This window comes from Paraburkholderia sp. MM5477-R1 (assembly GCF_050436385.1).
Lineage (GTDB): Bacteria > Pseudomonadota > Gammaproteobacteria > Burkholderiales > Burkholderiaceae > Paraburkholderia > Paraburkholderia tuberum.
Map to the genome: position 1 here is coordinate 917,716 of NZ_JBNDMC010000006.1, position 13,750 is coordinate 931,465.

Below are 13,750 nucleotides of genomic sequence, written 5' to 3' on the forward strand. Positions count from 1 at the left end.
GTTTCCCTGATCGGATTGAATCGAAGCAATAAGCCAAACCAAAGGCACACCTGAGCGCGTACCCGTGCCAATTTCAGTTCACGCGGCCTGCTATTCCTCGTTCGCGAGCCGCCGAATCGCGCAGAAATCCTGTGAAGTACGCCGAGCGACTGCGCTCGACGCCGAGCGTCCACCGTGCGTCACGATTTCGGACGACCACGACCGGAATACCTGCGAGCAGCGTTCGTTTCGCGTGGCCCGTCTTCAGGCCCGCTATCTCGAGCGAAAGGAACCCGGCCGAGGTCAACAGCGTATGCGCCTCCTTGCCGCCAATTTCCAGCCAGCACAGATAGTCGGAGAACGCCGATGCGTGGACGCGCTTATCGGGAAACGCCGCGTTGATGCGCGCAATGAGCCCGAACTCCTCGGAAACCGGACAAGGGATCAACCACGACCTCGGCGTCAGCCACATGGCCGCGCCTGGCCCATTCCCACTCGGGCAGGCGGCGCTCACCGGCACCTCGAATCCCAGGCTGTCGGCGATGGACGACACCACCTCCCTGGTATCGACGGCGCTATTGAGAAGGATGCAGCCGATATCCGGGCGTTCGTTCAGCGTGACGAACGCCCGATCGAAGTCCGGCAGTGGCTTCGACGAATCAAACGGCGAGCCGAATGCCGATTCAGGCTTGAGATTCACGCTTGCAACCTCTCATTGCTCGGGTCATAAAAAGTCGGATTGCCGATCTGGCAACGAATGATTTCGCCGTCGCAGTAGACCGACACCGTCTCTCCGTCGCGCTGAGAGCCTTGCTCGATCAGAGCGAGGCCAATCGAGCGGCCTACGGACGGGCTGACACAGGCGGACGTAACGTAACCGACGGTCGGGCACGGAACGGACTCGTGGCCCTTCGCCATCACGCGCCCACCGACGCCAAGCGTGCCGTTGAGCGCAGTGAGCCCGACCAGCTGCTCACGCTCGCTGCTGGTCGCAAAGGAAAGTCCGAGAGAGCGCTTGCCGATGAAATCGCCTTTTCGTTTGGAAACGATCGGACCCATGCCCACGTCAAGCGGCGTGGTCCGACCGTTGGTATCAGAACCCAGGTGCAAATACCCCTTCTCGAGACGCAGGCGCAGCCACGCTTCCATGCCGACCGGACGGATAGACAGCGGCTTGCCCTGTTCCAGGATGACGCGCAGCAGCGCGGACGCGTATCGCGCTTGCACCGAAATCTCGTACTGCAGCTCGCCGGTGTAGCTGATCCTCGCCACCCGTGCCGTCACGCCGCAAATGCTTCCCTCACGAAAATCCATGTGCGGAAACGCTTCATGCGAGATGTCGAAATCCGGTTCGAGCTGGCTCAGGAGCTCACGGGCACGCGGGCCGGCGATCGCAATCGATGCCCAGTTCGACGTGACCGGCGATATGGCGACCCGCATGTTCGGCCACTCGGTCTGACGCCAGCGTTCAAACCAGGCAGCGACCGCCTCGGCGTTGCCAGATGAGGGGCCGGCAAGGAAATAATTCTCGCCAATGCAAGTGACCACGCCGTCGTCAAAAATCACGCCGTCTTCGCGGAGCATGACCGAGTACCGAATTCGGCCCGGTTTCAGCGTCGCGATATTGGACACGTAGAACTTCGCAAGGAACTCCCCCGCGTCCGGACCTGTCACCTCGATTTTCCCTAGCGACGAACCATCGAATACCCCGGCGTGGTTTCGCACGGCCGCCATCTCGGCCGCCACCGCATTCTCGCGATCGTTGCCGTTGCTCTGGTACCAGTCCGGACGCTCCCAGCCGAAATCCTCCATGACGCCGCGAAGTTCGCGATGAACCGCGTCCGCGGGCAAGTAGCGACGTGGTTGATAGCGATCGCCCGTCCGGGCGTTGGCGATCGTGCTCATCCGCACAGCTGTATAGGGAGGACGGAACGTGGTCGTTCCAACCGCACCGATCTCGCGTCCCGTCAGGCCCGCCATCACTGCCAGGCCGTTCACGTTGGAGGTGCGGCCCTGATCGGTGCCCATACCAAGCGTGGTGTAGCGCTTAAGGTGTTCGACCGATACGTAGTTTTCTCGAGCCGCGATCTCGACATCCGACACCTTGACATCGTTCTGGAGGTCGATCCACGTCTTGCTGGCCGATCCGTAGCCGGGCTTCCACGTCGGGGCGACCGTTCCATAGCTGCGTGCCGCGACATGAGCACGCGCCGCCCGGGCCTTGACGTTCCGCTGCGCAGCGATCGCCGTGCCGGCCTTCAGCGCTTCGTCGATGGAATCATCGAGATCGACCGTTCCGTTGGCGCCTCCGACAATGAACCATCCGGGCGGCGCTTCGCGACAAACAAACGTGCTGACGTCGTAGTCATACGACGGCTTCACGCCGCGGTGCGCGGCCAGATGGATCAACGGCGTCCATCCGCCGGAAACCGCCAAGCCGTCGCAGCTCACCCCACGTCGTTCTCCCTTGTGATTGCGCACGGTGATTCCGCTCAAGCGTCGATACCCCGAGGTCTTCTCGATCTGGCTTTCGAAGAAGCACGGAATCTTGTGTGTCCGCGCTTCCTCGGCATGCACGGCTTCGCCTACCTTGCGGGTGTCGATAATGGCGACCACCTTGACACCCGCGCGCTGTGCTTCGAGGGCCGTCAGGTAGCCGCTGTCGTTGTTCGTGTACACAGCTAATGCTTTGGCCGGGCTCACGGCAAACTCGCCCATCAGCCGACGGACGGCGGAGGACAGCATGATGCCGGGACGATCGTTTCCCTCGAACAGCATGGGGCGATCGACCATGCCGCTCGCCAAGATGACGTGCTGGGCGTTCAGCTTCCAATGGCACTCGCCCCGAACACCCCGGGCATCGCCGATCGATTGCGTGAGCGTAAAAACATTGCTCTCGTACGCGCCGGTGACGGTCGTCGACGACAAGACCGTGAAATTCGGGCGCGAGCTCGCCTCCTCCAGGATCTTCGCAGTCCACGCGCGAGCCGGCTGACCACCGATCTGTGCAGCCTCCCACAGCGCCGACCCGCCAGGCACCGGTTGATCGTCAACGACGAACACGTTCAATCCCGAATCGAGAAGGGCATTGGCTGCCGCCAGGCCGACCGGACCACCGCCGATGATCAGGACATCGCATGAAGCGTGTCTGTGCTGCACATGATGACGATCCGGTGTGGCGTCGGGGCGGCCGAAGCCCGTTGTCCGGCGAACGGCGGGCTCGAAGACTTTCCAGTCGGGCCACTTGAAGGTCTTGTAGTAAAAGCCGGCGACAAGAAACGCGGACCCGAGTTGAGCGATTGCGCCGACGTCGAAATTCGTCGAAGGCCAACCTGTCAACGATTCGGCCTGCATCCCATCCACGAGCCGGATCTGTCCGGCCCGAAGTGCCGGGTAGTACGCATAGCCGTCACGGACGGCCAGCATGGAGTTGGGGTCCTCGAGACCGACGCCATAAAAGCCGCGCGGCCGATGATATTTGAAGCTACGGCCGATCAGGCTTACGCCATTGGCCATCAGGGCGGACGCGAGCGTGTCGCCCGGGTGCCCCTTCATCGTCTTGCCGTTGAACGTGAACTGAAGCGTACGAGAACGATCGACGCCGCCGCCGCAGCTCAAACGATGGCCCTGAAATGACTGGCTCATCGTGCGGGCTCCTCAATATCGCCCGTGGCGTGGTCAAAACGAAAGACGGCACCTAGCTTGTGCGTGACCGTGTCGCGCTCAACCTTGAACCACTGTCCGCATCCGGCCGCGCAGCACCATTGCTCCACCAACGAACCTTTCGGGTTCGTGCGCATGAACAGATAGTCGGTCCATTGCTCGTCGGTCATCGAGTCCGGGTCGAGCGGACGAGCAATGTCGGCCTCTCCCCCATAGACCAGCTCCTCTTCGGAGCGAAGCTCGCTGCAGTAAGGGCATCGAATAATGATCATGTCTTTCTACCGTCAATGTGCGATTCCGGCAGCGGCGCCTTCGTCAACCAGGCGATTGCTGCGGAAGCGGTCCAAGCCGAACTTTTCTGCGAGCGGGTGCGTTCGTCCGGTGCCAAGGGAATGCGCGAGCAACAGGCCGCCCGCCGGGATTGCCTTGAAGCCGCCGGTTCCCCAGCCGCAGTTGATGAACATGTTCTCTACCGGCGTCGGTCCGAGGATTGGCGAGCTGTCAGGCACGATGTCGACAATCCCGGCCCAGTGGCGCATCAGTCGCAGCTGCGCAAAGATCGGGAACATCTCAACGGCCGCGGTGACTACTTTCTCGATCGTCGGAAAGTTCCCCCGCTGCGCGTAGGAGTGGTACAAGTCCAGAACCCCACCCATCACGAGCTCGCCCTTCTGCGTCTGATTGATGTAGACGCCGGTGCCAGGTGAAATCACTACGTGATCGAGCAACGGTTTGATGGGTTCGGAGACCATGGCCTGCAGTGGCCGGCTGGTCACCGGGAGGCGGAAGCCCGCCAGGCTGGCGACGACGCTTGAGTGCCCGGCGACCGCCATGCCGACTCTGTCGCAGGAAATGCGGCCTTGCGTCGTGACGATCTCTGTGATCTTTCCACCCGTCTTGACGAATTCCTTCACCTCGCAGTTCTGGATGATGTCCACCCCGAGTCGATCCGCGGCGCGCGCATAGCCCCAAGCGACCGCGTCGTGACGGATGGTGCCCCCGCGCCGCTGCAGAAAAGCGCCGAGAACGGGGTGCCGCGGATTGGCGTCCATGTTCATGTGGGGCATCATTTCCTTGACGACCGCCCGATCGATGATCTCCCCATCGACGCCATTGCAACGCAGCCAGTTAGCCTTGTGATGGGCCGACTCCATTTGATGCTGGTTGTGGATGAGCGTCACCCATCCCCGCTGCGAAAGCATGATGTTGAAGTTCACATCCTTGGACAGACCTTCATACAGCCGGAGTGCAAGGTCATAGAGCGCGGCGCTTTCCGGAAACATATAGTCCGACCGGACATTCGTGGTGTTTCGTCCGGTGTTGCCGCCGCCGATCCAACCCTTCTCGATAACGGCTACGTTCGTGACGCCATGCTCTTTGGCGAGGTAGTACGCGGTGGCGAGGCCATGCCCGCCCCCGCCGATGATCACCACGTCGTAGTGACGCTTCGGAGCAGGCGAGCGCCATGCGGCCTGCCAGTTTTTGTGGCCCGTCAGCGCCCCGGTCACCAAGGTCGAAAGAGAGTAGTTTTTCCAGTCCATCTGGCTTTCCCTGCAATGAACCACGCCACTCAGGCGTGCTTGAACAGACCCAAATTCGAAATCGTTGGACGGCATGAGCGCGGTGCGCTGCACAGTCACCCGTCTGTTGCCGAGATGGGGCTCGCTCGGCTTCACGACGATCCTCACTTCACCGCCCATCTGCGTGAACCCGCTGGATCATGTGTTCGAGACGAACGCGCACGACACCTTCGCACTGGGACAAGCGCGTCCGGATGCTCCTGGCTTCCCGCTCACCGATTCCCGTCAACACGATGCGTTGATGCACAAGGTCTTCGTCTCGCGTGGCCTGCAAAGTCTTCAGTGCATGGTCGTAACCAGCCAGACACGAGAACATGCGCGAGAGCAGCGAAAACTGGGCGCGACATACTACGTGCAGGGTGTGCACGATTCGAGATCCCGGAAAGAATCCTTCGATCGAATCGCATACCGTTTCGGTATCCTTATTGCAGGTTTCCATGAAAACTTGCCGCGCGCTTACACAGAGATAAAAAGGTTGTTTAGAGCCGCTGGGTGGCTTGCGAGAAAGCTTGCTTGCTGCGCTCCACGGCGGCCCAGTCGATCTCGAAACCTAGGCCCGGTGCTTTCAGAACGGGAAGACTTCCGTTCTTCGGCGTGAGATCCGGTGGATGAGGAGACCAGATCCCATTCGAGGAAACGTGTCATATGCTGATTCGCGTCGTCCAGATTCGGAATCGTCGCGGCAATCTGGTTCGACGCAGCCGTGGTGATTCCCGTCTCGTAGAGACCGTGGAGGCAGACGTTGATCCCCGCAGCTTCGGCAATGTGGGCGACCTTCGACATCCGGGTCAGTCCACCCGTTTCATGAAGTCCGACGACAATCATGTCTGCGGCCTGTTGCCGGCATACGTCGAAGGCGTCGAAAGGCGTGAACACCGACTGGTCCGCCGAGATCGGGATCGGACTGGTTCGCTGCACCTGAGCGAGAGCGGAAATACTCTCGCAGTGAGTCGGCTGTTCAATGACCTCCACATCGAGCGGCAGCAGTTTGCGAGCCATGCGGGCCAGTTGAACAGGCGTCCAGTGTTCGTTCGGATCGACCCTCATGCGGATGTCGGGGCCGATCGCATCCCGGACGGCTTTCGCGGTGTCCAGGTCCAGCGAATCGCCGCGCCCGACCTTGAAGTAGATCACGTCGAAGCCGTCTTCAACCAGGTGTGTCGCGTCAGCCGCGACGTCCCGAGCGGACTCGCCTTGGGCGAATCCGAAGTAGTGGATCTCGTCCCGCACGGCGCCGCCAAGAAGCGCGTGCACGGGCTGTCCCGTAGCCTTTCCCATGACGTCCCACAACGCCATTTCCAGTCCCGCCAGGACCTGCGCTGCGAAACGGGGCGAACTGCAAGTGCCGAGTCCCTGGAACAGACGCTGATAAGCGTCTGCCATGAGGCGCGCATTGGCGAACGGATTGTGTCCGATGCACGTTTTTGCGGCCTCCTGGATGTATGCGGCGATGGACGTCGGCGACGGCGATCCGATGGACTCGCCGTAACCCACCACGCCTTCGTCGGTGTGTACTTCGACGAGGACGACAGTCGCGCCATTGATTACACCTTGCGCCCAGTAGTAAGGGCGCGTGTATGGAACGAGCAGTGGTGTGGTTTTGACGTCGATGATCTTCAAGGTTATCTCCACATCGCATTTCGTGAGCACTGCGCGGGTCGATCCCTGCAGTGCTGGTGTCAATTCGCTAGCTCAGGCCCGAACCAGACGCGCACCCCGCCGCGAAATTGGAAACGGCATGCGGAAGAGTGTTGACATGTTAGAGCGAATGCTATCTAGCCGATAATGGGTTAGTATTGAACGAATCGGACGTCTCGTTGAATATTTCAGACTTTCCGTGTTTTCCCCTAGTGGGTTCTCGATCCGCTTTCCTCCGCAATTTGAGAACAGACCACCATGAGCCGATACGAGGCATTAGCAACCAAGCCCCCGGAATTGCACGGTATCGAACCGAGTATCCGCGCAGCTTTCGTTCTCTGCCCGAAGTTCACGCTTCTGCCTTATGCAGCGTTTGTGGACAGCCTGCGTCACGCAGCAGACGAAGCGGACTACAGCAGACAGATTTACTGTAAGTGGAAGATCGTCGCTGAAGACCGCAAAACGCCTATCGCGGCAAGTTGCGGCTCGTTGGTCATGCCCGACGAAGAGTTCGGAGACGCGAGCGATCTGAATTTCGTTGTCATCGTCGGCGGATTGTTGCCGGCGTGTCTCGAGTTGAGCGAAGCGGCGAGGAGCTTCATTCGGAGCGCCTACGAGTCAGGCGTCGCGATCGTGGGGCTGTGTACGGGGAGCTTCATCCTGGCAGACATGGGACTGCTGGCGGGGCGACGCTGTACCGTTCACCACGAACATCAAACCGCATTCCGAGCGCTCTTTCCCGACGTGGAGTCGGTTTCGGACGAAATGTACGTCAGTGATCGTGGAATCTTGACATGCCCAGGCGGCACTTCGGCCCTCGATTTGGCGTTTCATCTCATCGACACGCATTGCGGAAAGGCACGGGCCGTGAAAGGCCTTACGTCACTTCTCATCGAGCAGCATCGGTCTACGTCGCGCTTTCCCCATCGGCCGTACGGGCAGCTGGCAGCATGCGGAAATCGAAAGGTCCAGGCTGCGGTTGAGATCATGGAGCGCCACATCGCGACTCCGTATCCCATTAGCGTATTGGCCAATAAGGTGGGCTGCAGCGAGCGTGAACTCTGCCGTCTCTTTATGAAATATGGGAGCGATAGCCCTGGAGACACGTGGCGCAATATCAGGCTCGCGCACGGCCATTGGCTCCTGCTCAATTCGGATCGCGGTATCGCGCAAATTGCCAACGAATGCGGATTTTCAGACGCAGCTCACTTCACCCGGTGGTTCAAGTCGACGTTCAAGGAAACGCCCGACGCTTTCAGGCGCCGTCGTCGGATTATCAAGTAGCCCGCGCGAAGGCGAAGATGCAGCGATAACTCCTCTATGCGGAGCTAGCACTCGTGGCTTGAGCAAACAGTCGTTTCCGCGAATCGATGGACAACCTGGCCGTCTGGATCGGCCGATGAAGCAATGTTCGTCTCGACGAATCGAATGGCCGTTTGCTGAGTGAACCCGACGTCCGAACGTCCGAGCCATGACGTGGGCGAATGGCGCTTCATGGCCGATATCTTGCATTGGAGCGCGCTTGTCCGCACGAATGCTGAAGACGTTGGCGAACGTCCGCGCGGCGCCCGCCATGCAACGCGCGCCACCCGCCAAGAGATAACTCAGGCGATGACCTTCTGCTCTGCGGCAGCCTGCTCGCGCATGCGACGGGCTTCGTCGCGCAGGAACTGCTGGTAATCGTCCAGATCCCCGTCGAAGGGCTCGACGCCGCCCTTGGTGACCAGCCAGAACTCATCACATACCGCGCGCAGCAGGGCCCGGTCGTGACTGACCAGCATCACCGTGCCTTCGAATTCGTTGAGCGCCATGGCTAGCGCTTCGCGTGTGGCCAGGTCGAGGTGGTTGGTGGGCTCATCGAGTAGCAGAAGGTTGGGACGCTGCCACACGATCATGCACAACACGAGCCGCGCCTTTTCGCCGCCGCTCATCGTGCCAACCGCCTGATGGACCATGTCGCCACTGAAGTTGAAGGTGCCGAGGAAGGTGCGAAGCGATTGTTCGGTTCCACTCTGGCCGGGGGCGCGCATTTGAACCGGCGTGTCCCTGGCAAGGCGGATCATGTGTTCCATCGGCGTGTCGAGCGGGCGCAGCACGTCGAGTTCCTGCTGGGCGAAGTAGCCGATGTTCAGGCCTTTGCCTTCGCTGATTTCGCCGGTAATCGGCGTAAGCGCGTGCGCCACCGTCTTCACCAGCGTGGACTTCCCTTGGCCGTTGGCACCGAGAATGCCGATGCGCTGCCCGGCCAGCACGGAACGGTTGATGCCCCGCACGATGACCGTGGGCGGCGTGCCCGGCAGTGCGCCGGTCGGCGCGGGGTAGCCGAAGGTCGCGTCCAGCATCGACAACAGCGGGTTCGGGACATTGAGCGGCTCCTTGAACTCGAAAGTGAACTCCGCATCGGCAAGCACCGGTGCGATCTTCTCCATGCGCTCAAGCGCCTTGACCCGGCTCTGCGCCTGTTTCGCCTTCGACGCCTTGGCCTTGAAGCGGTCGATGAATTTCTGCAGATGGGCGATCTTGTCCGCCTGCCGGGCCACCGCGGCTTGCTGCAACAGGAGCTGCTCTGCGCGCATCTCTTCAAACTTGCTGTAGTTGCCGCCATAACGCACGAGCTTGGCGTTGTCGACGTGCACCGTCACCTGCGTCACCGCGTCGAGGAATTCGCGGTCGTGGCTGATCACGACCAGGGTTCCTTGATAGCGCTTGAGCCAGGCTTCCAGCCAGACCAGCGCGTCGAGGTCGAGATGGTTGGTCGGCTCGTCGAGCAGCAGCAGGTCGGATGGGCACATGAGGGCGCGCGCCAGTTGCAGTCGCATGCGCCAGCCGCCGGAGAAGCTGTTGACCGGCTGGCCAAGCTGCGCAGCACTGAAGCCAAGTCCCAGGATCAGCGCCTGGGCACGTGCGGGGGCATCGTGTGCACCGGCGTCGTGCAGGGCCATATAGGCGTGGGCCATGCGCATGCCGTCGTCGCTGACCTCAGCGGCAGCTACTTCGGCCTGCGCGGCCAGCAGTATGGCGTCACCCTCGATGACGAAGTCCGTCGCGCTCTGCTCGGTCTCCGGCATCTCCTGCGCGACCTGGCCCATCTTCCACGAAGCGGGAATCGAGAACTCGCCGCCGTCTTCGTGCAGCGTGCCGTTGAGAAGGCCAAAGAAAGACGACTTACCGGCGCCATTGCGGCCGACAAGGCCAATCTTTTCGCCGGGGGTGAAGGTGACGAACGCGCTATCGAGTACGACATTGACGCCGCGGCGCAGCGTGACATTACGGACGGAAATCATAAGGAGCTACTTCGGAGAGGATAGGCATGATAGCCGACCGGACGTACAAGGCGGTCTCTTTCCTGGCCGAACGAGTGAAGAGCCGCTTGCGCTTTGCGGCGCCCACCGGCAACAAAGCGAGGTAGACCATGGTGCACCGGGCGTTCCAGCTACGGAGCCAGCGAACTTGGCGGTGGATGACGGATCTTGGTCGAAAAGCGCAGTTTAGCCGTGGCGCAAGCGCGGCTGGCGGCCAGCAACCTGTCGCGCAGCCACGTCCCGATGTTAGATTTCAGTTTGCTCAGATATTTCGAGGGCATCGTCGACCTCAATCCCGAGATATCGAACAGTGCTTCCAATTTGCTGTGACCAAGCAGGAGTTGAACGGCTCTAAGATTCTTCGTCCGCTTGTAGATCAAGGTGGCCTTCGTCCGGCGCATCGTGTGCGTGCCGTAAGCGGTCGGATCAAGACCGATTGCAGCGACCCACTGATGAACCATCCTGGCGTATTGTCGCGTTGAAATGTGCGGCGAGCGAGAAAGCCGACTCGGGAATAGGTACTGATCGGACCTCAGCTTGGCTTTCTCAATCCATGCAGCAACGGCAGTGCGAGCTGGCTCCGTGACCTCAAACTGCACGGGCCGTTTAGTCTTGCTCTGCATGATCATCGCACGCGGCAGTATCTGATTGCCGTGAGTCACGTCGCGGACATGCAGGTTGACGAGATCGCAACCGCGCAGCTTACTGTCGATCGCAAGATTGAATAACGCAAGATCGCGAACCGCATGCGCGTTCTGCAGGTGAATCCGGATTGCCCAGACGTCTTTTGGCTTCAACGGCGGCTTCTGACCGATCAGCTTGGCCTTGTTCCAAGGCTCCCGGTTTTGAATGCTTCCCATGACAAACTCCCCTTGAGTTGATGGGAAATATATTGTCTGCCGTTATTTTTCCGCCACACCGGTTCCATCCGGTCTTCTTACCCGAATCGGCCTGAGCCGTCATTCGAGCATCGGTGCCGGTCAGACGGGTATGGGGCGCTTTCCTGTCATTCACTGGTCGGTGGTCGCGAATGACTCGTCCCGCGGAAAGTGAACGAGTACTTGCGACCCTGAACCGCCCTTCAGGCATGGAGTAAATCAACGGCAGCTTCCGGGACGCAACGGCCGTTAGGCTAGGCACCCGGTACGACGAGTCATCGGCCGTTTCTGCCGTTGGGAAAGTGCGTTTGGCGGTCCGTTCTTGTCTAGGGAGCGGACGATGTCACAAAAACACTGCAACTTGGCCGTTTTAATATGACATGTACGCCGCTAGGGAAGCGCTGATTTATTCAGCTCGGTGGTCATCGTTGGCGTAGCTGAGGACGTTATAGAAGGCAACTCACGGAACAGACTCACACTGATGAAGAGGCAGATCGGCTTCGCCGAAGCGGAAATTGCAGGCAAGAAGCGAGTGACGAGGCGCCAACGCTTCCTCGCCGAGATGGAGAAGGTCGTTCCGTGGCAGCGCTTGCTGTCGGCAATCGAGCCGCACTATCCGAAGGGCACGCGAGGCCGCCCGCCGATTGGCCTGGAGCGAATGCTGCGAATCTACTTCCTGCAACAGTGGTACGGGCTGTCGGACGAAGGACTGGAAGACGCGCTGTATGACAGCATCGCGCTGCGAGCCTTCGCCGGCATCGATCTGGCAGTTGAGAACGTGCCTGATGCGACCACGCTGTTGAAATTCCGGCGCCTGCTGATCGAACACGAACTGGCACGGAAGTTGTTCGACGAGATTGGCATCTCGCTGTGCGAGCGTGGGCTGATGATGAAGGAAGGCACGCTGGTTGACGCAACGATCATTGAAGCGCCGCCGTCGACCAAGAACGCCGGGAAGAGTCGTGACCCGGAAATGCATCAGACGAAGAAGGGAAACGAATGGCACTTTGGAATGAAAGCCCACATTGGCGTCGATGCCGATTCGGGCCTGATCCACAGTGTGGTTGGCACATCGGCCAACGTGTCGGATGTATCGCAAGCGCATGCCCTGCTGCACGGACATGAAGAGCAGGCGTTCGCCGACGCGGGCTACATTGGCGTAGACAAGCGCGAGGAAATGGCGGGCAAGACCGTGAAGTGGCACGTCGCTGCCAAGCGGGGAAAGATCAAGGCGATGCAGGACGGGGCGCTGAAGAACCTGGTGATCGCGGTCGAGCGAACCAAGGCGCAGATCCGGTCGCGGGTTGAGCATCCATTCCATATCGTCAAGAACCTGTTTCACCATCGCAAGACGCGATACAAGGGCTTGGCCAAGAACACCGCGCAACTGTTCAGCCTGTTCGCTCTTGCGAATCTGGTGATTGCGCGAAATCTGTCGCGATCGGTCCATGGGAGCAATCCGTCATGCGTATAAAAAATGCGAGCAGGGAGCCTCGTTTGCGCGTCCAATTCACCGAGTTGAGCATCGATTCGCTTCGTCATCCGGAAAATTCGACGGCATCTCGTCTGCAACTTGGGCAGTTGGTCCATTGATCAGCGCTTCCCTAGCTGGTTCAGCTACTCCGCTCCTGAAACAGTGCCACTATGCGCTGCGCGAGCGGAGATAGATAGGTAAGCACCGGTGCGAAAGACCACACCAATACGTCGGCGCAAGTCGAGTTCATCCGTGCCGATACCGCAGTAGGTAAAAATTTGGTGGTGTCGGTACCGAACGGAACCGCTGTGGGCAACGGTTCGAACGTTTCGGGTCAGGATGGTACGGCAATCGGCACGAACTCGACGGTCACGGCTGCACGCGCAACCGCCATCGGCACGAATTCCAAAGTCACAGGCACGGATTCGACCGCCATCGGCACCAATAGCCAGGCCACCGCGAATAATGCGGTTGCCCTGGGTGCAAATTCAGTCGCGGACCGGGACAACACGGTTTCGGTCGGTGCGCCGGGTGCTGAGCGTCAGATTACCAACGTCGCAGACGGTACGGCTCCGACTGATGCAGTCAACGTGCGACAGCTGAATGGTGCGATCCACAGCGTTCGCGACGACATGTAGAAATACCGCCGTGACGCGAACGCCGGTTCGGCGTGCGCAATCGGCATGGCGAACTTGCCGCAAGCTGTGTTGCCTGGCAAGACGGTTGTAGCACTCGCAGCGGGCAACTACGCCGGACAGTCCGCGATGGCTGTGGGTCTGTCGGTAGCGACGCAAAAGTGGATGGTCAAAGGCTCGGTCACGACGGGCGTTTCCGGTCACGGTTGCGTCGGCGCGGGCGCGGGCGTCGGCTACCGCTGGTAAGTAACCTGGCTGTGTCCCGCTACTGCCGCCGTTGTGCGGCGGCAGCGGGCAGGCGAACGGATTCCTATTCTCTCTACATTAACTGTCCTGCATTTTTAGTGTGGGTTGCTACACGAAATGGAGTTTAAAAAATAGAGAAAAAATTACAGATTTCCTTAGGGATCAGGAAATCCTGACTCCCCTTCTGAGTGGCAATAAGGTGAATAGAACCTGATTGTTGAATCCCGCAATAGCCGGATTTCGCCAAAGGCTTTTTGTAGACAAATGAAAAGACCTATGAGAAAGTTCCCGCGGGCACTGATCTTTCTTTTTGTTACATGACTCAAATAAAAGGGCGCCCCCGCATTCCATGCGG

8 protein-coding genes and 2 pseudogenes are annotated in these 13,750 nt (G+C 60.0%); 3 read left to right on the top strand and 7 right to left on the bottom strand.

What is annotated here, in order from left to right; all coding sequences use genetic code 11:
• Positions 1-73 precede the first annotated feature (73 nt).
• The 5 genes from OKW35_RS22605 to OKW35_RS22625 all read right to left on the bottom strand — a co-directional run bounded on the left by OKW35_RS22605 (position 74) and on the right by OKW35_RS22625 (position 6,842).
• Entirely contained in the window at positions 74-679 is a 606-nt protein-coding gene (locus OKW35_RS22605; protein ID WP_429553181.1) for a sarcosine oxidase subunit gamma family protein, read from the bottom strand.
• A complete protein-coding gene (locus OKW35_RS22610; RefSeq protein WP_429553182.1) occupies positions 676-3,624 on the bottom strand; it encodes a 2Fe-2S iron-sulfur cluster-binding protein in 2,949 nt (982 codons plus the stop codon). Before OKW35_RS22610 ends, OKW35_RS22605 begins: the two co-directional genes overlap by 4 nt.
• Positions 3,621-3,914: a sarcosine oxidase subunit delta gene (locus tag OKW35_RS22615; protein WP_429402667.1), complete on the bottom strand. Its 294-nt coding sequence runs from the start codon at positions 3,912-3,914 to the stop codon at positions 3,621-3,623. The genes OKW35_RS22610 and OKW35_RS22615 overlap by 4 nt, the downstream gene beginning before the upstream one ends.
• A 12-nt stretch (positions 3,915-3,926) precedes the next feature.
• The gene (locus tag OKW35_RS22620) at positions 3,927-5,183 is read right to left on the bottom strand and encodes a sarcosine oxidase subunit beta family protein (RefSeq protein WP_429510061.1); all 1,257 of its coding nucleotides are present in this window, start codon (positions 5,181-5,183) and stop codon (positions 3,927-3,929) included.
• 495 nt (positions 5,184-5,678) lie between these two features.
• A complete protein-coding gene (locus OKW35_RS22625) occupies positions 5,679-6,842 on the bottom strand; it encodes a mandelate racemase/muconate lactonizing enzyme family protein (RefSeq protein WP_429553183.1) in 1,164 nt (387 codons plus the stop codon).
• Positions 6,843-7,118: 276 nt separating this feature from the next.
• On the opposite strand from OKW35_RS22625, the gene OKW35_RS22630 reads away from it, so the two are divergent.
• Positions 7,119-8,144, top strand: coding sequence for a GlxA family transcriptional regulator (locus OKW35_RS22630; RefSeq protein WP_429553184.1), 1,026 nt, complete (start codon positions 7,119-7,121; stop codon positions 8,142-8,144).
• Positions 8,145-8,464: 320 nt separating this feature from the next.
• Here the strand turns inward: OKW35_RS22630 and OKW35_RS22635 are convergent, their stop codons facing one another.
• Both OKW35_RS22635 and OKW35_RS22640 read right to left on the bottom strand, forming a co-directional pair.
• Complete coding sequence (locus OKW35_RS22635) at positions 8,465-10,144, bottom strand: ABC-F family ATP-binding cassette domain-containing protein (RefSeq protein ID WP_429402670.1); 1,680 nt, start codon at positions 10,142-10,144, stop codon at positions 8,465-8,467.
• A 264-nt stretch (positions 10,145-10,408) separates the two neighbouring features.
• Positions 10,409-11,022, bottom strand: a pseudogene (locus OKW35_RS22640) (tyrosine-type recombinase/integrase).
• 499 nt (positions 11,023-11,521) lie between these two features.
• Between OKW35_RS22640 and OKW35_RS22645 the strand changes: the two are divergent.
• Positions 11,522-12,514 carry an IS5 family transposase gene (locus OKW35_RS22645; protein ID WP_429553185.1) on the top strand — a complete coding sequence of 331 codons (993 nt, stop codon included), beginning with the start codon at positions 11,522-11,524 and terminating at the stop codon, positions 12,512-12,514.
• Positions 12,515-12,774: 260 nt separating this feature from the next.
• Positions 12,775-13,395: pseudogene (locus tag OKW35_RS22650) on the top strand (YadA family autotransporter adhesin); the annotation flags it as partial.
• Between the last annotated feature and the right edge of the window lie 355 nt (positions 13,396-13,750).